Annotated in this window: 16 protein-coding genes; 3 read left to right on the top strand and 13 right to left on the bottom strand. The window is 55.5% G+C overall.

The genetic code is table 11. The features are described from left to right. Positions 1-4 precede the first annotated feature (4 nt). Together cysI and cysJ are read right to left on the bottom strand one after the other, a co-directional pair. Positions 5-1,720, bottom strand: coding sequence for an assimilatory sulfite reductase (NADPH) hemoprotein subunit (cysI, locus tag ACN28R_RS00715; protein ID WP_048639821.1), 1,716 nt, complete (start codon positions 1,718-1,720; stop codon positions 5-7). 35 nt (positions 1,721-1,755) lie between these two features. Next, the gene (cysJ, locus tag ACN28R_RS00710; protein ID WP_095833302.1) at positions 1,756-3,594 is read right to left on the bottom strand and encodes an NADPH-dependent assimilatory sulfite reductase flavoprotein subunit; all 1,839 of its coding nucleotides are present in this window, start codon (positions 3,592-3,594) and stop codon (positions 1,756-1,758) included. Positions 3,595-3,880: 286 nt separating this feature from the next. On the opposite strand from cysJ, the gene queD reads away from it, so the two are divergent. Beyond that, complete coding sequence (queD, locus tag ACN28R_RS00705) at positions 3,881-4,243, top strand: 6-carboxytetrahydropterin synthase QueD (RefSeq protein WP_048637674.1); 363 nt, start codon at positions 3,881-3,883, stop codon at positions 4,241-4,243. A gap of 562 nt (positions 4,244-4,805) precedes the next feature. Here queD and queE read toward each other — a convergent pair. Continuing rightward, positions 4,806-5,477: a 7-carboxy-7-deazaguanine synthase QueE gene (gene queE / locus ACN28R_RS00700; protein ID WP_095833301.1), complete on the bottom strand. Its 672-nt coding sequence runs from the start codon at positions 5,475-5,477 to the stop codon at positions 4,806-4,808. 189 nt (positions 5,478-5,666) lie between these two features. On the opposite strand from queE, the gene ACN28R_RS00695 reads away from it, so the two are divergent. Next, entirely contained in the window at positions 5,667-6,632 is a 966-nt protein-coding gene (locus ACN28R_RS00695; RefSeq protein WP_048637672.1) for an MBL fold metallo-hydrolase, read from the top strand. Positions 6,633-6,809: 177 nt separating this feature from the next. On the opposite strand, the gene bglB is transcribed toward ACN28R_RS00695, so the two are convergent. Next, entirely contained in the window at positions 6,810-7,949 is a 1,140-nt protein-coding gene (gene bglB / locus ACN28R_RS00690; RefSeq protein WP_095833300.1) for a beta-galactosidase BglB, read from the bottom strand. Positions 7,950-7,992: 43 nt separating this feature from the next. Continuing rightward, entirely contained in the window at positions 7,993-9,549 is a 1,557-nt protein-coding gene (locus ACN28R_RS00685) for an MFS transporter (RefSeq protein WP_048637670.1), read from the bottom strand. Positions 9,550-9,650: 101 nt separating this feature from the next. Here ACN28R_RS00685 and ACN28R_RS00680 point away from each other — a divergent pair, with 101 nt between their 5' ends. After that, entirely contained in the window at positions 9,651-9,935 is a 285-nt protein-coding gene (locus tag ACN28R_RS00680; protein WP_095833299.1) for a hypothetical protein, read from the top strand. On the opposite strand, the gene ACN28R_RS00675 is transcribed toward ACN28R_RS00680, so the two are convergent. From ACN28R_RS00675 to ACN28R_RS00640, 8 genes are all read right to left on the bottom strand, one after another. Continuing rightward, entirely contained in the window at positions 9,928-11,262 is a 1,335-nt protein-coding gene (locus ACN28R_RS00675) for an IS4 family transposase (protein WP_095835693.1), read from the bottom strand. The genes ACN28R_RS00680 and ACN28R_RS00675 overlap by 8 nt on opposite strands. A 128-nt stretch (positions 11,263-11,390) precedes the next feature. Further along, positions 11,391-12,692 carry a phosphopyruvate hydratase gene (gene eno, locus ACN28R_RS00670; protein WP_095833298.1) on the bottom strand — a complete coding sequence of 434 codons (1,302 nt, stop codon included), beginning with the start codon at positions 12,690-12,692 and terminating at the stop codon, positions 11,391-11,393. An 85-nt stretch (positions 12,693-12,777) separates the two neighbouring features. Continuing rightward, on the bottom strand, positions 12,778-14,415 hold the full coding sequence (gene pyrG / locus ACN28R_RS00665; protein ID WP_048637667.1) for a glutamine hydrolyzing CTP synthase: 1,638 nt from the start codon (positions 14,413-14,415) through the stop codon (positions 12,778-12,780). Positions 14,416-14,540: 125 nt separating this feature from the next. Beyond that, positions 14,541-15,386 carry a putrescine ABC transporter permease PotI gene (potI, locus tag ACN28R_RS00660; protein ID WP_095833297.1) on the bottom strand — a complete coding sequence of 282 codons (846 nt, stop codon included), beginning with the start codon at positions 15,384-15,386 and terminating at the stop codon, positions 14,541-14,543. After that, the gene (potH, locus tag ACN28R_RS00655) at positions 15,383-16,342 is read right to left on the bottom strand and encodes a putrescine ABC transporter permease PotH (protein WP_048637665.1); all 960 of its coding nucleotides are present in this window, start codon (positions 16,340-16,342) and stop codon (positions 15,383-15,385) included. Before potH ends, potI begins: the two co-directional genes overlap by 4 nt. Before the next feature lie 13 nt (positions 16,343-16,355). After that, on the bottom strand, positions 16,356-17,486 hold the full coding sequence (gene potG, locus ACN28R_RS00650) for a putrescine ABC transporter ATP-binding subunit PotG (protein ID WP_095833296.1): 1,131 nt from the start codon (positions 17,484-17,486) through the stop codon (positions 16,356-16,358). A 97-nt stretch (positions 17,487-17,583) separates the two neighbouring features. Then, a complete protein-coding gene (potF, locus tag ACN28R_RS00645) occupies positions 17,584-18,693 on the bottom strand; it encodes a spermidine/putrescine ABC transporter substrate-binding protein PotF (RefSeq protein ID WP_048637663.1) in 1,110 nt (369 codons plus the stop codon). A 413-nt stretch (positions 18,694-19,106) separates the two neighbouring features. Beyond that, the gene (locus ACN28R_RS00640; protein ID WP_236840171.1) at positions 19,107-20,669 is read right to left on the bottom strand and encodes an aldehyde dehydrogenase family protein; all 1,563 of its coding nucleotides are present in this window, start codon (positions 20,667-20,669) and stop codon (positions 19,107-19,109) included.

Below are 20,669 nucleotides of genomic sequence, written 5' to 3'. Positions count from 1 at the left end.
CCTGTCAGTCGTAAAAGTCGCGCGCGGGATCCAGCACCGGTTTAATAATGTTGGCCCGGATGGTGAAATCACCGAAGCCTTCATTGTCTTTCCGTTCTTTCGCCCAACGCCCGATTAGCTGGTCTATCTCATTGAGGATTTCCGCCTCGGTGATATTTTCGCGGTACATACGCGGAATACGCGTGCCTTCCCGGTTGCCGCCCAGATGCAGGTTGTAACGGCCGATGGCTTTCCCCACCAGACCGATCTCCGCCAGCAGCGCCCGGCCGCAGCCGTTGGGACAACCGGTCACGCGCAGGATAATATGCTCGTCGCCCACGCCATGCTGCTGCATGATATTTTCAACTTTGGTCACAAACTGCGGCAGGAAACGTTCCGCTTCCGCCATCGCCAGCGGACAAGTCGGATAAGACACGCAGGCCATAGAGTTTTTGCGCTGTTCCGTCACGCTATCATCAATCAGCCCATGCTCACGCGCCAGCGCTTCAATCTTCGCCTTGTTGCGCGCGGACACCCCGGCGACAATCAGATTCTGATTCGCCGTCAGGCGGAAATCCCCTTTATGGATTTTAGCAATTTCCGCCAGTCCGGTTTTCAACGGCCGGCCGGGATAGTCCAGAATACGGCCATTTTCGATAAACAGCGTCAGATGCCATTTATTATCGATGCCTTTCACCCAGCCGATGCGATCGCCGCGGCCGGTAAATTCATAAGGCCGCACCGATTCAAACTGCACGCCCGACCGTTTTTCCACTTCCTGTTTGAACGTCTCAACGCCCACCCGCTCCAGCGTATACTTGGTTTTCGCATTTTTACGGTTGGTGCGGTTGCCCCAGTCGCGCTGGGTGGTGACCACCGCTTCGGCGATCGCCAGCGTGTGTTCTACCGGGATGTAACCCAGTTCGCTGGCGGTACGCGCATAGGTTGCCTTATCGCCGTGGGCAATCGACAGTCCGCCGCCCACCAGCACGTTAAAGCCGACCAGCCGGCCGTTGTCGGCAATGGCGACAAAGTTGAGATCGTTGGCGTGCAGATCCACATCGTTCTGCGGCGGAATCACCACGGTGGTTTTGAACTTACGCGGCAGATAGGTCGCGCCCAGAATCGGCTCTTCGTCCGTGGTTTCGACCTTCTCCTGATCCAGCCAGATCTCGGCATAGGCACGGGTACGCGGCAGCAAATGTTCAGAAATCTTCTTCGCCCACGCATACGCCTGCTGATGCAGTTCGGACTCCACCGGATTCGACGTACACATCACGTTACGGTTAACGTCGTTGGCGGTTGCCAACGAGTCCAATCCCAGGCTGTTCAGCAGCTTATGCGCCGGTTTCACATTCGGTTTGAGAATACCGTGAAACTGGAACGTCTGACGGTTGGTCAGCCGGATACTGCCGTACAAGGTATTTTCGGCGGCATATTTATCGATACCGAGCCACTGCTGGGGCGTGATAACCCCGCCCGGCAAACGGCAACGCAGCATCATGGCATGACGCGGCTCCAGCTTTTGCTCGGCACGTTCGGCGCGGATATCGCGGTCGTCCTGCTGATACATGCCATGAAAGCGAATCAATAAAAAGTTATCGCCGTGGAAACCGCCCGTCAGGCCATCCTGTAAATCCTCGGCGATGGTGCCACGCAGGAAATTGCTTTCTTTCTTCAGGCGCTCGGCATCAGCGAGTTTCCCTTCCACCACCAATGGGCCGGGATACCTTTCACTCAAGGCGTTTTTTTCATCTGATAATGGCTTTTTGCTCATTAGTACACATCTCGCTGATAACGGCGCGCAAGGCGCAAATCACTCAAAAACTCATCGGCCTGCTCGGCATCCATACCACCGTGCTCGGCCACCACGTCCAGTAACGCCTGTTCGACATCTTTCGCCATACGATTAGCATCGCCGCAAACATAGATATGCGCGCCCTCTTGAAGCCAGCGCCACACTTCCGCGCCTTTCTCCCGCAGCTTGTCCTGAACATAAATCTTGTGCGCCTGATCGCGCGACCAGGCCAAATCGATCTTCGTCAGCAGGCCGTCTTTCACGTAGCGCTGCCACTCAACCTGATACAGAAAATCTTCCGTAAAGTGGGGATTGCCGAAGAACAACCAGTTTTTACCGCCGGCGCCGTCGGCCTCGCGCTGTTGCATAAAGGCGCGGAATGGCGCGATTCCGGTGCCGGGGCCAATCATGATCGCCGGGGCATCCGGGTTCGCCGGCAAGCGGAAATTATCGTTATGTTCGATAAACACCCGGACTTCATCATCTTCATTCAGGCGATCGGCCAGGTAGCCGGATGCGCCGCCGGCGCGCGTGCGGCCATTGACGTCATAACGTACCACCCCCACGGTGATATGCACCTCATTCTCCACCTCCGCCTGTGCAGAGGCGATGGAATACAAGCGCGGCGTCAACGGACGCAACAGGCCGGTAAGCTGTTCCGCCGTCAGCTCAACCGGCGCCTGGCGCACCATATCCACCAGCGGCGTCTGCTGAACAAATTGCTGTAACGCCGGTTTATCCGCCAATAGCGACAATAGGGTTTCATCACGCGATAGCGCCGCATACTTTTCCACGATGGGCGCGGTATTCTGCGTCAATTCAAAATGGCTGCGCAGCGCCTGCGACAACGGCAGCGATTTTCCGTCCAGCGTCACCGGCTCATCGCCTTTCAGCCACAGGAGTTCGAGCAGTTCCTGCACCAGCGCCGGATCGTTTTCAAACCATACGCCCAGCGCATCGCCCGGCTGGTAACGCAAACCGGAATCGCCCAGATCAATCTCGATGTGGCGAACGTCTTTTTCCGAATTACGCCCGGTGATTTTCTGATTCACCGCCAGAGTAGCCAGTAATGGCGACGCCTTGCTATAGGGGCTGCTGGTGATTTCATCCAGCGCGCCGCTTGCGCTCACTGACGCGACCGCCGTGCCCTGTACCGGTACGCGAGCCTGAAGGATATCCACCAGTTGCCGGCGCCATTGCTCGGCCTTGGCCTGATAGTCAACATCGGCATCAACACGATCCAATAACCGTTCCGCGCCCAGCTCGGCCAGCCGACTATCAATATCCTTGCCGGCTTTGCAAAAAAATTCGTAGGAGGTATCACCCAGGCCCAACACCGCAAACGCGGTATCTTTCAACTGCGGCGCTTTTTTGGAAAACAGGAATTTGTTCAGCGCGACCGCTTCTTCCGGCGGTTCCCCTTCCCCCTGCGTCGAGGTCACGATCAGCAGCAGTTTTTCCTGTGCGATCTGCTTGAATTTATAATCGCCGGCATTCACCAGATTCACCGCCAGTTTGGCGTTCAAGAGATCATCTCGCAGTTGCTCAGCGACCCGACGCGCGTTACCGGTTTGAGAAGCGGAAATCAGCGTGATGCTCTGAACCGGAACAGAAACCGCCGCCGATGAACCCGCATTCGCGGCGATGGCCGCAGAACCAGGCGGCTGTTGTACCGTCGGTTGCTGTAAAAGGCCCCAAAAATAACCGGATAACCAGGCAAGCTGCGTGGGTGAAAAATCACCGGTTGCCGCCTGTAAACGCGTTAATTGCTCCGCACTCAACGGGAGCAATGAAGTCGGAGAAACCGGAGTTGTCATTATGATCTCTATTTCCTTGTGCTTGTGACCGGGCTAATACAAATTCATACAATAAAAAGATGAATGGAGCATTTAGGTTAACCATCCGTATCTTAACAACTAAAGAAATGATGGAAATATCAAATAACCAAAATGACTAAATGGTTTTTCTGATAACCCTTATTGCTTAAAGTGTTATACCCACCGTCAACATATCGGCGACGAAACGTGCTTCACGCGCCGATTTCCGGTAGTATGCGACGGCTTTAAGCACGCTACTTCAGTGAAAGAACCCGGGAACACCGCCATGGCAACCACGCTATTTAAAGATTTTCAGTTTGAAGCCGCCCACCGTCTGCCTCATGTTCCGGCCGGACATAAATGCGGACGCCTGCATGGGCATTCATTTATGGTTCGACTGGAAATCACCGGCGAGGTTGATCCGCACACCGGCTGGGTGATGGACTTCGCCGAATTAAAAGCCGCGTTCAAACCAACGTGGGAAAAGCTGGATCATCATTACCTGAATGAGATCCCCGGACTGGAAAATCCCACCAGCGAAGTGCTGGCACATTGGATCTGGCAGCAGGTGAAACCGTCTTTGCCCGAACTGAGCGCGGTGATGGTAAAAGAGACCTGCACCGCGGGCTGTGTGTATAAAGGCGAGTAAGCGCGTATCTCAAACCACGCGAAGCGTTGCAAAAAATAGCGCTCCATCCTCCTTACACTAACCCCACCCCGGGCATCCCCTTCACAGGGGCTGTCTCTTAGTCACATTTTTATGCGGACTTGGAGATAGTTTCGTGCGCCACAATGCCGCTATTTCTATGCTATGTCATAGCACGCGCCCGACATAGGGGGCTCAGACGCCAGCCCCCTATGAACCCCGGCTTGCGGCTAAATTATGTCGCTGCGCGATGCCTTCGTCGGTATCAGGCTTAACGGACCGCTTGCGACACGTTCCCGACGTGGCGCAAGCTTTCGCCGCGTCCGTGCGGCTCATCCTAAGCCTGCTATCTCCTCAGCATAATTTCTTACGCCGGATAACGGCAAACCCCGTCATAGCCCCTACATTTGTGTATAAGAGACAGTCACAGGGGAGAACGCACTTCCCTGGCCACTGTCTCTTATACACAAATGGCGGCTTTATCGCGCACGAAACGGTCTCTGCGTCCGCATAAAAATGTGACTAAGAGACAGCTCTGGCAAGGGAAAGACGGCTTGGTGAGGATCTAGGCGATATTCAAATACTTATGCGTCTGCATGGAAAGCCGCCAGTTACGGGCGATACAGGTGCCGATGCACAATTTAGTGGCGCTCTCTTTCTGACTGATCGGCTGTAGCGCCACAATGCGCGGTTTGTCATCCTTCAACCGGGCCAGCAAGGCGTCCAGATCTTCGATATCACGCTCGCGGGCAACCGGATGTTTGATCTCATCCGCCCGGTGCAGCGCCTGATCGATCACCGCCATGCCGCCGCGCATATTCACTTTCGGGGAAACCGTCACCCAGGTTTTGGGCGAGCAGCGAACTTCATGCGTGCCGCTGGTTTCTATCTGACAGCTAAACCCCTGCTGTTCCAACAGCAGCGTCAGCGGCGCCAGATCGTGAATACAGGGTTCTCCCCCGGTGATCACAATATGACGCGCGGTATAGCCCTCCCGATCGATCAGCGCCAGAACATCCTCGGCGCTGGCCGCCCCCCAGCCATCGCTTTCCCGCGTTTTAACCAGTACCTGATCCAGTGGAATTTCCCGCTCGGCAAGTTTGTCCCAGGTATGTTTGGTATCGCACCAACTACAGCCGACCGGGCACCCCTGCAGGCGCACAAACACCGCCGGGACACCGGTAAAATAGCCTTCACCCTGCAACGTCTGAAACATTTCATTAATCGGGTACTGCATGTTTTTCACTATACCTGTAACGTAAAAACACATTATCGCAGATAGACAGCGGCGCACCAAACCCCGCATCAATGACCTGCGCTTATGTTTAATTTGAGTAATGTTACAGTACAGCTAATAATCAACAGGCGATCAACAAGTTTCACCGCAATGTTTAACACGCTAACTCATTAACAAGGAACGAAAAACATGAATCGATTGAGATCTCTTGCTTTACTGTTGCTGACATCTGTTTTCGTCCCCAATATCGTTACGGCGCAACCGGTTCCACAGGTTAAAACCCAGGCGGGCTATTACCGTATGCTGCTGGGACAATTTGAAATTACCGCGCTGGCCGACGGCACCAACGCCATGCCGGTCGACAAGCTGCTGACGCGGGCAACGCCGGAGCAAATCAAAAACCTGCTGGCGGAGCAGTCGCTGACCGCGCCCGTCGATACCTCCATCAATACCTATCTGATTAATACCGGACAAAACCTGATTTTGGTGGATACCGGCAATGGTAAACAGAGTAACCCTTCCGTCGGTAAAGTCGTGAATAACCTTAAAGCCGCCGGCTACACGCCGGAACAGGTGGATACGGTGCTGATGACGCATCTGCACGGCGATCACTTTGGCGGTCTGATTACCGACGGCAAACTCACTTTTCCCAACGCCACCGTCTACGTCAGCCAGACCGAAGCCGATTATTGGCTCAGCGAGGCTAATCTGAAGCAGGCCGGCGAAGCGCAGAAACCGGCGTTCCAGCGGGTTCAGGCCGCCTTTCGTACCATCCAGGCAGCCAATAAGCTGAAAACCTTTGCCGGCGAGCAGCCGCTCTTTACCGGCATCACGCCGTTGCCCGCGCCCGGACATACGCCCGGCCATACGGCGTTTTGGGTAGAGAGCGAAGGACAAAAACTGTTGATCTGGGGGGATATTATCCACGTTGCGGCCGTACAGTTCCCACTGCCGGCCACCACCATCAGTTTTGATTCCGATATGGATACGGCGGCGCAAACCCGCGCTAAGGTGCTGGCGGATGCCGCCAGTCAAGGCTATTGGGTAGCCGGGACGCATATATCGTTTCCCGGCATCGGTCACGTTAAAACGGGAGAACAGTCAGGCTATCGCTGGGTGCCGATCAATTACAGCGTAGCGGGGTTAACCGACTAAACGTTCAGACACCATTGAGGTTGACGACAACCCCATAGATCGAGAGACCCGGGCTTATCGTACCGCAGGGCGCTTCGGCGGCTGACGCCGCTACGACCCCATCGGCACAGTGCCCTAATATCGGGCATGGTGACAGGCAGAGGCGGGCATCCCGTGCCGGGATATCCGCCTTCATCATTACAGATAAACCCGCAGATATTCCGACAGGCAGAGGATCGCCATCGCCTGGCCGTACGGCATAGACGTCAAGGCTATTTCACGATAGAAATCGAGATCGTTGCCCATGGCGGTGCCGAAGGAAACCTGGGTCAGTTCACCGTCCGCATTAACGTGATTGATAACGCCGCGAATCGCTTTCTCCGCCACTGACGCATAGCTTTTATCCACATAGCGCTTACGTACGGCTTTTAGAATGCCGTAAGCGAAACCAGCCGTCGCCGAGCTTTCAAGGTACGATTGCGGATCGTCAATCAGGGTGTGCCACAAACCGCTGTCATCCTGATATTTCGCCAGCGCCTCAATCTGGCTTTCCAACACCTGCAACAGGAAGCGGCGCGTCGCATTGCGCTCCGGCAATTCCAACAGTTCGATAAACTCGGGGATCGCCACGGTCAGCCAGCTATTGCCCCTCGCCCAGCGCGCTTTGGCAAAGTTATGCTTTTCCGCAAATGTCCAACCGTGGAACCACAAACCGCTTTGACGATCCATCAGATACTGAACATGCAGCAGGAACTGATAGGTCGCTTCCTCCACGAATTCCGGCCGGTTTAACAGCTTGCCGATTTTCGCCAGCGGCAACACGCTCATCATTAGCGTGTCGTCCCACATTTGCTCGGTATTTTCATTGTTGTAAACAATGTGCTGCAATCCCTGCTTCTGCGTGCGCGGCATCTCATACATCACCCACTCGGCCCAACGCTCCAGATACGGCAACCAGCGGGCATCATGCGTTTCTTCGTAACGGTAAGCCAGCGTCAGGAAAGGACAAACGGTATTCACATTCTTGGTCGGCGTACCTTCCGCCAGGCGGGCGGAAAACCAGTCGTCGATGATGGCCCGCATCTGCTCATCGCCCGTTTGTTGGTAATACTGATAAATACCGTATAAACCGATACCGTGCGTCCATTCCCAACCGGCCCAGCCTTTGGTATCAATCACCCGGCCATCGTCCAGCCGTAACAGAAACTCACCGGTTTTATCTTCAATGTTCACCAGATTATCAGTGATACGGCAAATCAGCGCCTTTAAGTCCTCGCGCGAAATGAAGCGTTCGGGCTGACACAAAAGCGGGCTATGTTTTACACTGAATACGGTCATAGTCAATCATCCAATTTAGTTAGCATTTAACAATTCAAAACGTTCAGGGCTGGGTCACGCGCGTGACGGGCTTCACCTTATTGCGGTTCAGATAGCCGATGTTGTTGTTGCCCCACAGCGACTCATAAGGCATACCGGCCAGCATTTCGACGGTCGCTCTGGCTTGCGGCGTGATTTGTTCAGGCACCGGACGTCCGGCTTCGCGCATCTTCTGCGTTTCCTCACGCAATACGCTGTGCGTCTGCAGATTGAGTTTGAAACGCAGGGAAACCAGGAAGCCCAGCGCCAGTACGCCAACGGTGCCGAAGCTCAGGATCATCAGGATGGTATGGCTGACGCCCGGCGCCTGTACGCTCTGACCGGATACAAAACCGGACAATTGCAGCACAATGCCTACCAGCATCACCGCGCCGGCCTGGGAAGCCTTGCGGGTCAGCGTCATGATGCCGGCGAAGATCCCTTCGCGGCGCTGCGCGGTGATCACTTCATCAACATCGGCGATATAGGTATAGGTATTCCATGGCACATAGTTGATCCCGCCACGGCCTAAACCAGCCAGCGCGGAAATCAGCAGCAGCAGCGAGAAGGCGTCATGCAGGTTGCTGTACCAGAGGAACGCGTAAGAGAGCGCGCTCAGCCCGAATAGGCAGACTACCAGGCGATAAGACGGCGCGGGTCCGAAGCGAATGCACAGTGGGATCATGCCGATCACCGCGATAAATTGCAGGATCGCCATCGTCCCCATCAGGTTAGAGGCCATCGTCGGGCTTTGCATTAACACAAAGACCACGTAATAGGTAAACACGGCATTGAACACATCCTGCGCGATATAGCCGCCCAGATACATCCCTAAATGCTGACGGAAAATACGAATACGCAGCGTCGATAACAGCTCAACATTCAGCCGTTTCAGGCTATCCACCAACGACAGGGACTGACGCTCTTTTTCCGCCCGCAGAGAAGCCTCGGACATCTGATCGCGGGGCCGTTCCCAGGTGAACAAATACACCAACGTCAGCACCAACGCGCAGATCACGGAGAACACCAGGCTGGAATAGAAGAAGGAAACCGCGTTGTCTTTGCCGAAATACCCCAGCAGAATACCGGGCAGGAAGGCGGCCAGAATGGCGGAAAGCTGCGCCAGCGCGATTCGTGCGCCGGAGAATTTGGTTTTCTGTTTGAAATCGTCGGTCATTTCCGGCACCAGCGTTTCATACGGCACCAGCACCATCGTATAAATGACATCAAACAGCAGGTAGGTCAGCAGGTAGTACCAATATCCCATATCACCTACCCACATAAAGCTGTAGCTGAATACGCAAGGGATACCGAGCAAGATAAAGAATTTACGGCGGCCGAAGCGTTTACCCAGCCAGGTGGAGCCAAAGTTGTCAGTCAGGAAGCCCATTAGCGGGCTGACGACGGCGTCCAATACGCGCGCCATCGCAAAAATAAAGGTCGCCTCAATCGGAGTCAAACCACAAAACGTGGTGTAAAAATAAAGCAACCAGGCAGCCGTCAGCGCGGTAGTGCCTGCTCCAAGAAAGTCGCCCGAGCCATAGGCCAGATAATTAGCCAACCCGATCTTACGTGTTTTCATTACCATCCTTCCTCGGTCATTTTTATGAAGGTGTCATAGCTGGCTGAGTGCTTATACCCGCCATGGCATTAAGGTAACGTTCAGACCGCGTAAGCACCTTTGTGCTTTTGCCACCGGACGACCTGTACTGGCACCACGGAAAAGAATTAACCGATCGGCTTCAAACATTTTATAAAAAAGTATTTTATATTAATAAAACCACCGGTCTGATTAATGTAATTCTGGCGGCATATTACTGCATGCGGAAAGAAGAGGATTTGAGACGGGGCGCAATTTTTTATGGCGGCATCGTTTTAGTACCGCCGAAAACGGCGACTTTTCATACGAAAAAGCAAAGAATGACGGTAAAAAAAACGGCTCCCGAAGGAGTAATGCCAGTCAGTTAAGCAACTGACTGGCAGTTTTACTTTGAGGCTTTGGATATTTCCAGGGCCTTTCTTTCACCACTCGGGGATAGGCTCTTTCCCGCCTTCCCGGCAGTTTGACCAACTGCGCCATGCTTTCCATATCCCGCATAAGTTCAGGGATGCGACCCGGCGAGGCTCCCTGTAATGTCATCAACATCCGCATGACCAGGCCACATGATCCCGAGAAGCTCAACTGATTTGGCCAGTAACCTTTCAGACTCGCCGCCATGTTTATCATCTGATACCTGACCAGATTGTAGGCCAGCAGCACTCCCCACAGTTCCTGCTCAACCAACTCCGGCTTTTTACTTCTAAGCGTCAGCCTGCTTTGCTGCATTGTCTGCTTGATTTCACGATAGCCCAGTTCGATTTCCCACCGATGGCTGTACAGCTCCGTCATCTCCCCACCCGGATAACGCATCGCATCCGTCATCGATGTCAGCAGATAATACGTTTTCCCCTTGCGGCTCAATGTCAGCAGTCGGGCCGTTATCGCTTTATTCAGTTCCGGCCATTTTTTTCTCGACTGAGGCGAGGTCTTGAGGGTAATTAGACTATCACCTTTACCCAACCGCCGGATTTCCTCGTACTGAGCGCCCTTCTTCAGCGGTATCATCCAGTGACGCTCTGTCCCCCCGCGGCTCCAGGCATCAAGTAATCCCAGTGAGTAATACCCCTTATCGAACAGCGTCAGCGTATTGTCACCCGTCTGGCTTATAAGCTGCTCTGCCAGCGTATACTCGCTTTCTTTCATCGTGCCGAAGGCGGCAGCGGTAAGAAGATGACTGGTCAGCTCCATCTGGCAAACCATTTTCACCTGAGGATAAGCCCCGGGCTGACCACCAAAATGCTGTCGGGGGAACGCCGCGTCATTTTCTGGCGTATCCTGAGTTCTCCAGACCACGCCATCCACAGCCAACAATGTCAGTCCACACCAGTGCGGATGAGTGACTGAGGCGTGCCACAGTTGCGCAGTCTGTGTAAAAACACGCCGGACAGCGTCACTTCCCAGCCGCTGGCGAGCCTGAATCACGGCGCTGGGGGCAACGAAGGGGCGATTACCGGGCAACATGATATCCAGTCGGTTGACAATCTGATGAAGCGGTTCTTTACGTTCAAGCGCCATGCCGACAACGCACCAGACCATCATTTCCAGAGGAAGACGACGCTTGCGCAGGGTGACCGTACCGGATTCGGTCAGACAACGGGCAATCAATTCCGGGTCAAGAAACTCGCCTAGAGATGTCAATGGGTTACGGGTGGAGTCGTAACAGGATACCAGGTTGAGAGCCTGAGCAATTTGCATAATAAAAAAATCCGGAAACCATGAGATTTCCGGATTCTTACACAACCACTGGATCGTTCAACCGATCCTTAACTGATCGGCATTACTCCCGAAGGAGCCGTTATCAGCAAATAGGAAAAGGCTAAAAATTAAGCCTGACCTTTGATTTCTTTACGACCGTTGAACGGTGCTTTAGCGCCCAGCGCTTCTTCGATACGAATCAGCTGGTTGTATTTAGCAACACGGTCAGAACGGCTCATGGAACCGGTTTTGATCTGGCCGGCCGCTGTACCTACCGCCAGGTCGGCGATGGTGGCGTCTTCGGTTTCGCCGGAACGGTGAGAGATAACGGCAGTGTAGCCGGCATCTTTCGCCATCTTGATGGCAGCCAGGGTTTCGGTCAGAGAACCGATCTGGTTGAATTTGATCAGGATGGAGTTAGCGATACCTTTGTCGATACCTTCTTTCAGGATCTTGGTATTGGTTACGAACAGATCGTCGCCAACCAGCTGGATTTTGTCGCCCAGAACTTTAGTCTGGTAAGCAAAACCGTCCCAATCGGATTCGTTCAGGCCATCTTCGATGGAAACGATCGGGTATTCTTTGGTCAGGCCTTCCAGGTAATGAGTGAATTCCTGAGAAGTGAAGGTTTTACCTTCGCCTTTCAGTTCATAGTTACCGGTTTCTTTGTTATAGAATTCGGAAGCTGCGCAGTCCATAGCCAGAGTAACGTCTTTACCCAGCACGTAACCGGCTTTTTCCACCGCTTCTTTGATGGCGGCCAGCGCGGCAGCGTTGGATTCCAGGTTAGGCGCATAGCCGCCTTCGTCGCCTACCGCGGTGCTCATGCCTTTGGCTTTCAGAACTTTAGCCAGGTTATGGAACACTTCGGAACCGATACGGATCGCTTCTTTAACCGTTTTCGCGCCAACAGGCTGAATCATGAATTCCTGAATGTCGACGTTGTTGTCGGCGTGTTCGCCGCCGTTGATGATGTTCATCATCGGCAGAGGCATAGAGTACTGACCCGGGGTGCCGTTCAGTTCAGCGATGTGAGCATACAGCGGCAGGCCTTTGGAAGCGGCGGCAGCTTTGGCAACAGCCAGAGAAACGGCCAGAATGGCGTTAGCGCCGAATTTGGATTTGTTTTCAGTCCCGTCCAGGTCGATCATGATTTTATCGATGTTCGCCTGATCTTTCGCGTCTTTGCCCAGGATAGCCTGAGCCAGCGGGCCGTTTACTGCGGCAACGGCTTTAGTTACGCCTTTGCCCAGAAAACGGGATTTGTCACCGTCACGCAGTTCCAGCGCTTCGCGAGAACCCGTGGAAGCCCCTGATGGCGCGGCAGCCAGACCAACAAAACCGCCGTCTAGATGCACTTCAGCTTCAACAGTTGGATTTCCGCGTGAGTCGATGATTTCACGACCGATGACTTTAACAATTTTGGACATTAGATTTTCCTCAGTACAGTTAAACTAAAACCTCAGACGAGCACCGCGCGATCGCAAAGACCGCGCGGCGCTGGCAAAACCTTACTTACTTCACCTGGCGCTTTTGGTACGCGCCGGCAGCTTTTACAAAGCCGGCAAACAACGGGTGTCCATCACGCGGCGTCGATGTGAATTCCGGGTGGAACTGACAAGCCACGAACCATGGATGATCGGGTAATTCGATGATCTCCACCAGTCTGCGATCGGCGGAAAGACCCGCTACACGCAATCCCGCCGCTTCAATCTGCTTCAACAGCATATTGTTGACTTCATAACGATGGCGGTGACGTTCAACGATCGTCGGTTCGCCGTAGAGCTGGCGCACCAGGCTGCCTTCGGCCAGATGGCATTGTTGCCCGCCGACGCGCATGGTGCCGCCCAAATCGCTATCTTCACTGCGAACTTCGATATTGCCATCCTCATCACGCCATTCCGTGATAAGCGCAATCACCGGGTACTTACAGTCTGGCACAAACTCCGTCGAGTTTGCCCCTTCCATACCGACGACATTACGGGCAAATTCCATCAGCGCGACCTGCATTCCCAGACAGATGCCCAGATAAGGAACATTATTTTCGCGGGCATAACGCGCCGCCATGACCTTACCTTCAACGCCACGATAACCAAATCCCCCAGGGATTAGGATAGCATCCAGGTCTTTCAATATTTCGACGCCGCGGGTTTCAACATCCTGCGAGTCGATAAGCTTGATGTTCACTGTCAGGCGGTTTTTCAGTCCGCCATGCTTAAGCGCTTCAATGACGGACTTATAAGCATCAGGCAATGCGACATATTTGCCGATCATGCCGATGGTCACTTCACCACCCGGATTGGCTTCTTCGTAAACGACCTGTTCCCACTCTGACAGGTTCGCTTCCTGACAGTTCAAGCTGAATCGTTTACAAATATAATCGTCCAGGCCCTGAGATTTCAATAGCGCCGGGATTTTATAAATGGAATCAATATCTTTAAGGGAGATTACTGCTTTTTCCGGCACATTACAGAATAAAGCAATCTTTGCGCGCTCATTGGCAGGCACGGTACGATCGGAGCGGCAGATTAGAACATCCGGCTGAATACCGATGGAAAGCAGCTCTTTTACCGAATGCTGGGTTGGTTTGGTTTTTACTTCGCCGGCCGCGGCCAGATAAGGCACCAACGTCAGATGCATAAACAACGTATGCTCGCGACCCACTTCAACCGCCATCTGGCGAATCGCCTCAAGGAACGGCAGGGATTCGATGTCACCGACGGTTCCGCCGATTTCAACCAGCACCACATCATGCCCTTCGCCGCCTTCAAGGATGCGTTCTTTGATCGCATTAGTAATATGGGGAATAACCTGAATCGTGGCGCCCAGGTAGTCGCCACGACGCTCTTTACGCAGTACATCAGAGTAGATTCGACCAGTGGTGAAGTTATTACGGCGAGACATCTTGGTGCGGATGAAACGCTCGTAGTGACCCAGATCGAGATCGGTTTCCGCGCCGTCCTCAGTGACGAACACTTCGCCGTGCTGTGTCGGGCTCATCGTGCCCGGATCCACGTTGATATACGGGTCCAGTTTCATGATGGTAACGTTGAGGCCACGGGCTTCGAGAATAGCCGCCAGTGAGGCTGCGGCAATGCCTTTACCCAGAGAGGAGACGACCCCGCCGGTCACAAAAATATAATTAGTTGTCATGCTGAACCTGAGAGTTTAGGTTTAAAGACGATGGAAATACCAGGACGGGAAAGTAGTATACCGGAACCTGATGAACGCCACAAATATTCGTTTTCCCCGCCAGGGGCCCTACCCTCTTTCAGCCTTCAGCCTCGTCCGGCCCTCTGCAGATCGTGCTGCCGCTGTTTTTCCGCTCTGGCCATAAACCGCCAGGCGATAAAACCGATAACGCCGACGACCAGCAGAATCAGCGACGCCAGGGCGTTGATCTGCGGGTTCACCCCCATGCGCACGCTGGAAAAGACCAGCATCGGCAGCGTCGTCGCGCCCGGCCCGGAGACGAAGCTGGCGATCACCAGATCGTCAAGAGACAGGGTGAACGCCAGCAGCCAGCCCGAAATCAGCGCCGGCGCGATCATCGGCACGGTGATCACGAAGAATACCTTCACCGGCCCCGCGCCGAGATCCAGGGCCGCCTCTTCGATGGAGCGATCCAGTTCGCGCAGACGGGCAGCGATCACCACCGACACATAGGCGGTACAGAAGGTGACGTGCGCCAGCCAGATAGTCAGCATGCCCCGCTCCGACGGCCAGCCCAGCGCATGCCCCAGCGCCACGAACAGCAGCAGCAGGGACAGGCCGGTAATCACGTCCGGCATTACCAGCGGCGCCGTCAGCATGAAGGCGAAGCCATTGGCGCCGCGGAAACGGCCGAAGCGCACCATCACCACCGCCGCCAGCGATCCCAGTATCACCGCCATCGTGGCGGAGGCGGCGGCGATGGTCAAACTCAGCGCCACGGCGCTGATCATCTCCGAGTTATGAAACAGTTCGACATACCAGCGCGTAGACCAGCCCGCCCACACGGTCACCAGCCTGGAGCTGTTGAACGAGTACACCACCAGCATCAGCATCGGCGCGTACAGGAAGGTGAAACACAACACCAGGATCAGAATGCGCCAGGGAGAGCGTACGACGGGTAGATTGTTCATACCGGCTCTCCCATTTCTTTGTTCTGATGCCTGTGGAACCAGATGATGGGCACGATCAACAGCAGCAGCATAATGGTCGCCACCGCCGACGCCACCGGCCAGTCGCGGTTATTGAAGAACTCCTGCCACAGGATGCGGCCGATCATGATGCTGTCCGGCCCGCCCAGCAGTTCGGGGATCACGAACTCGCCCACCGCGGGAATGAATACCAGCATCGAACCGGCGATGATTCCCCCTTTCGTCAGCGGTATGATGACGCTGACGAAAGTTCTCATCGGACGCACGCCCAGGTCCATCGCCGCTTCCACCAGCGAATAATCCAGCCGGGTCAGCGCGGTATAAATCGGCAGCACCATGAACGGCAGATAGGAATAGACGATGCCGATATAGACCGCCAGATTGGTATGCAGGATCACCAGCGGCTGGTCGATGACCCCCAGCCACAGCAGGAAGTTGTTCAGCACGCCGTTGTTTTTCAGGATGCCCATCCAGGCGTAGACGCGGATCAGGAACGAGGTCCAGGAGGGCAGAATCACCAGCAGCAACAGAATATTGCGCATCGACGGCTGGCTGTGCGCCACCGCCCACGCCAGCGGATAGCCCACCAGCAGGCAGCACAGGGTTGATACCGCCGCCACCTGCAACGATTGCAGATACGCCTCGACATACAGGGGATCGCTCAGCAGATGCAGATAGTTATCCAGGTTGAGCACGATCGCCAAACGCGCGTCTTCCCAGGACATCAGATCGGTGTAAGGCGGTACGGCGCGGGCCATTTCCGCCAGACTGATCTTGAACACGATCAGGAACGGCAGCATAAACAGCAACAGCAACCACAGGTACGGCAGGGCGATCACCAGCTTACGGCCGTATTTCAGGCGCCAGCGGGCCATCATCGGCAACAGTCCGGTCTTACCCGGCGTTTCGGCCGTGGAATGTTCGGGAAATAATGTCATTATCCGTTCCTCTCTATACCGTCAAAACCACACAGCTGTCCGCATCCCAACACAGACGAACTTCATCGCCCCAGGTCGGCGCCCCTTTACGGTAGCGGTAGGTGTTCTGCAGTTGGGCGCTAATCACCTGACCACTGCTCAAGCGAACGTGATAGACGGACAGGTCGCCCAGATAGGCGATATGCACCACCTCCCCCACGGCGGAGTTACAGCCGTCGGCGGGTATCTCGTCGCACAGCACGACCTTCTCCGGGCGCAGCGCGATGTACACCGGCACGCCATCCACCACGGAAGCGTCGGCATCCACCTTCAGGGGATGATCCAGCCCCGGGCTCTCGATGATGAGCACGTCATCCTGGCGCGACTTCAGCAGCCCTTCGAACATATTGACGGAACCGATGAATTCGGCGCTGAAACGGGTGCTCGGGTGTTCGTAGATCTCTTCCGGTTCGCCGATCTGCACGAACTTGCCGCGGTTCATAATGGCGATGCGTCCGGCCATGGTCATCGCCTCTTCCTGGTCGTGCGTCACCATCACGCAGGTCACGCCGACCCGCTCCAGGATATCGACCACCTCCAGTTGCATGCGGTCGCGCAGTTTCTTGTCCAGCGCGCCCATGGGCTCGTCGAGCAGCAGCAGCTTCGGACGCTTGGCCAGGCTGCGCGCCAATGCCACACGCTGGCGCTGGCCGCCGGAAAGCTGGTGCGGTTTGCGGTCGGCGAACTCCTGCATATGCACCATCGCCAGCATCTCATCCACCCGATCGTTGATCTCGGATTTGAACAACCCGTCCTGCGTCAGGCCGAAGGCGATGTTTTTCGCCACCGTCATATGGGGAAACAAGGCGTAGGATTGGAACATCATATTGATCGGGCGCTGATACGGCGGCACCATGGACAGATCCTGCCCGTCCAGCACGATTTGTCCTTGCGTGGGATGTTCGAATCCGGCCAGCATGCGCAGCAATGTGGACTTGCCGCAACCGGATGCGCCCAGCAGCGCAAATAACTCTCCCTTGTAGATCGTCAGGCTCACATCATCGACCGCGGCCTGCCCGTCGTCGAAGGTCTTGGTCAGGTTGCGCACCTCCAACAGAGGCATCGCAGCTTTCTGGGGTTTTGACTGGGAAATCGCTTCTTTCACTTGCTATGTCCTCCGGCGGAAGCAGAAAACGGCGTCATAGCCACCAGCCACGACGCATCGATCATGCAAACAGGCGGTCAACCGCCTGTTCTCCTGTTTATTGACCGCTTTTCACCCTGACCCAGGCACGGGTGCGGGCACGATCGAGCCGGGGTGACTTATCCGTCGTCATAAACAGTTTGGCGCGCACCGCATCCGACGGATAAATGCCCGGATTGTCGCGCACCTCTTCGCTGACCAGCGGCTCCGACGCTTTGTTCGCGTTGGCGTAGAAGACATAGTCGCTGATACCGGCGATCACGGCCGGCCGCATGATGTAATCCAGAAACTGATAGGCTTCATCCGCGTTCTTGGCGTCCGCCGGCATGGCGAACAGGTCGAAAGTCACCTGCGCGCCTTCCTTCGGGATGATGTAGGCAATGTTTACGCCGTTCTTCGCCTCATCGGCGCGGTTGGCCGCCTGAATGACGTCGCCCGACCAACCGATCGCCACGCAGATGTCGCCGTTGGCCAGGTCATTGATGTACTGTGAGGAGTGGAAGTAGCGGATGTTGGGACGCAGCTTCAGCAGCAGATCGGTGGCGGATTGGGTGTAATCTTTCTCGTTGTCGCTGTTGGGATCTTTCCCTTGATAGTTCAGCACGGCGGCGAAGATATCCTCCGGCGCATCCAGGAACGCGACGCCGCAGCTTTTCAGCTTCTGAAGGTTCTCCGGCTTCAGCACCAGATCCCAACTGTCCAGCGGCGCGTCGTCGCCCAGCACCGCTTTCACCTTATCGACGTTGTAGCCGATCCCGGTAGTGTTCCACAGGTAAGGCACCGCGTACTTGTTGCCCGGATCGTGCTGGGCGACCAGCTTCATCAGTGCGGGATCGAGATTTTTCGCATTCGGCATTTTACTCCAGTCCAACGGCTGGAAAACGCCCGCCGTCCGCAGCCGCTCAAGGAAACTGTCCGACGGCACAACCAGATCGAACCCGGTGCTTCCGGCCATCAGTTTACCTTCCAGCACCTCGTTGGAATCGAAAACGTCGTAAACGACTTTTATGCCGCTCTCTTTCTGAAAATTTTCCAGCGTATCCGGGGCGATATAGTCGGACCAGTTGTAGATATGCAATATCTTCCCTTGCGCAGACGCGGCGGCGGACACCGCCATCAGCAAGCCTGCAACAGCCCTCGGAAACCATTTTTTACATTGGGTAAACATCCGTTGCTTCCTCCATACCAAGGGGGTAATTAAAAAACGATGATGTGTATTACGGGCGTGTTTTTTAACGTGTCATGACGACGAACAGGGACAAGCCCTCACGAAAACAGAATTTATCGACCACTTATTTACTATTTATTAGCGAAATACATAAGTTATTCAGATGAATATCGTGAAATATCCTAGTTCGTAGTCTTATTTATAGAATAAAATACTGGAGATGAGAAATAGGAAAAACAGATGTTGTGCTGTAAAAACCCCGGACGACAGGCACTCGACCGGCCTGGACGGATTATCGTCCCGGATATTGATAAACACGCCGCCAAAAACCCGGCGCATTCGCCCGCCGGCGGAATAACCGCAACGGATTCGACCGGCGGAGAAACCGAACGTCTACGGAGCCGACGGCGGCTTCAGTTATGGGGCTTCAGATACCATCCCCACGGGCTCTCACTGGTATATTCCGTGATCTGCTTGGTCTCCAGATAGTTGTCGAGCCCCCAGGCGCCCAGCTCACGGCCGATTCCGCTTTGCTTGTATCCTCCCCAGGGCGCCTGCGTAAACGTGGGCTGCGAGCAATTAACCCACACGATGCCGGCGCGCAAAGCCCGGCTGACGCGCCGGCACCGTTGCGTATCGGCCGACATGACCGCCGCCGCAAGACCGAAACGGCTGTCATTCGCCAGGCGCACCGCTTCCTCTTCATCACGAAAGCGGCGAACGGCGAGCACCGGGCCAAAAATTTCCTCCGTCCACAGCGCGCTCTCCGTCGGGGTATCCAGAAATATCGCGGGTTCGATAAACCAGCCCCGATCCAAATGCGCGGGACGCCGGCCGCCGTACGCCAGCGTGGCGCCCTCGCGTTTGCCGCGCTCGATCGCCTGTAGGACTTTGTCGTACTGCCCGGCGCTGATTAAGGGACCAAGCTGAACGCCTTGCTGCCCGCCAGCGCCGATACGAATGCGGCGGGTTGCGTCTATCAACCGTTCGATCAGGCGTTCATAGATGCCTTCCTGCACCAGAAGGCGCGAGGTAGCGGAACAGACCTGTCCCTGATTCCAGAATATGCCGAACAGCGTCCACTCCACGGCGGCCTCAATGTCGCAATCATCGAAAACGATAAACGCGGATTTGCCCCCCAACTCCAGACTGACGTTCTTGATATCCTGAGCGGCCGCCTGCATGATGGCGCGCCCGGTCGGCACGCTGCCGGTAAAGGCCAGCTTGTCGACGCCGGGATGGCTGGAGAGCGGCGCGCCCGCCTCGGCGCCCAGCCCCGTTACGACGTTCAATACCCCCGCCGGCAGGCCTGCCGCGTCGGCGATGGCGGCAAGCTCCAGCGCCCCCAGCGGCGTCAGTTCCGAGGGTTTGAGTACGGTGGTACAACCGGCGGCTAATGCCGGCGCGACTTTCCAGGCGGCCATCAACAGCGGGTAATTCCAGGGAATGATCTGGCCGGCGACGCCCATCGGCTCACGCACCACCCGGCAGCTAAAACGTTCATCCGGCAGCGGTATACACTGTTCTTCCGTATCCAGGCCTTCGGCCAAATCAGCGTAGTACTCGAAGCATCCGATGGCATCGTCGATGTCCCACTGGGCCTCCGGCAGCGGTTTGCCGTTATCCTCAACCTCAAGCTGCGCCAGCGCGGCCTGGCGCTGACGCATGATATTCGCCATGGAACGCAGATAACCGGCGCGCTCTTTGCCGCTCAGCCGCGGCCATGGTCCTTCATCGAAGGCGCGTCTGGCCGCGGCGACCGCCTTCCCGACATCTTCCGCGCCGGCCGCGGCGACATGCCGTATCTGCTCCTCGGTGGCCGGATTGAACACCGCGAAACGGGCGCCCCGCTCCGCCGTTTGCCATTCGCCGTCGATATATAGCTGGTCGTGCATCATGTTGTCTCCCTGGTGTCGCGCGGATAAATCGGCCACGTTACGGTAAACATAAAGAATGCGTCGCTGGTGCGACGTCAA

The organism is Brenneria goodwinii (assembly GCF_002291445.1).
GTDB lineage: Bacteria > Pseudomonadota > Gammaproteobacteria > Enterobacterales > Enterobacteriaceae > Brenneria > Brenneria goodwinii.
This window is presented reverse-complemented; position numbering and strand designations above follow the sequence as displayed.

What these genes read in the sequence shown, in the direction of transcription:
- cysJ (WP_095833302.1), bottom strand. Translation starts at nt 3,594, where the DNA reads ATGACAACTCCGGTTTCTCCGACTTCATTGCTCCCGTTGAGTGCGGAG.
- queD (WP_048637674.1), top strand. Translation starts at nt 3,881, where the DNA reads ATGGCAACCACGCTATTTAAAGATTTTCAGTTTGAAGCCGCCCACCGT.
- queE (WP_095833301.1), bottom strand. Translation starts at nt 5,477, where the DNA reads ATGCAGTACCCGATTAATGAAATGTTTCAGACGTTGCAGGGTGAAGGC.
- ACN28R_RS00695 (WP_048637672.1), top strand. Translation starts at nt 5,667, where the DNA reads ATGAATCGATTGAGATCTCTTGCTTTACTGTTGCTGACATCTGTTTTC.
- bglB (WP_095833300.1), bottom strand. Translation starts at nt 7,949, where the DNA reads ATGACCGTATTCAGTGTAAAACATAGCCCGCTTTTGTGTCAGCCCGAA.
- ACN28R_RS00685 (WP_048637670.1), bottom strand. Translation starts at nt 9,549, where the DNA reads ATGAAAACACGTAAGATCGGGTTGGCTAATTATCTGGCCTATGGCTCG.
- ACN28R_RS00675 (WP_095835693.1), bottom strand. Translation starts at nt 11,262, where the DNA reads ATGCAAATTGCTCAGGCTCTCAACCTGGTATCCTGTTACGACTCCACC.
- eno (WP_095833298.1), bottom strand. Translation starts at nt 12,692, where the DNA reads ATGTCCAAAATTGTTAAAGTCATCGGTCGTGAAATCATCGACTCACGC.
- pyrG (WP_048637667.1), bottom strand. Translation starts at nt 14,415, where the DNA reads ATGACAACTAATTATATTTTTGTGACCGGCGGGGTCGTCTCCTCTCTG.
- potI (WP_095833297.1), bottom strand. Translation starts at nt 15,386, where the DNA reads ATGAACAATCTACCCGTCGTACGCTCTCCCTGGCGCATTCTGATCCTG.
- potH (WP_048637665.1), bottom strand. Translation starts at nt 16,342, where the DNA reads ATGACATTATTTCCCGAACATTCCACGGCCGAAACGCCGGGTAAGACC.
- potF (WP_048637663.1), bottom strand. Translation starts at nt 18,693, where the DNA reads ATGTTTACCCAATGTAAAAAATGGTTTCCGAGGGCTGTTGCAGGCTTG.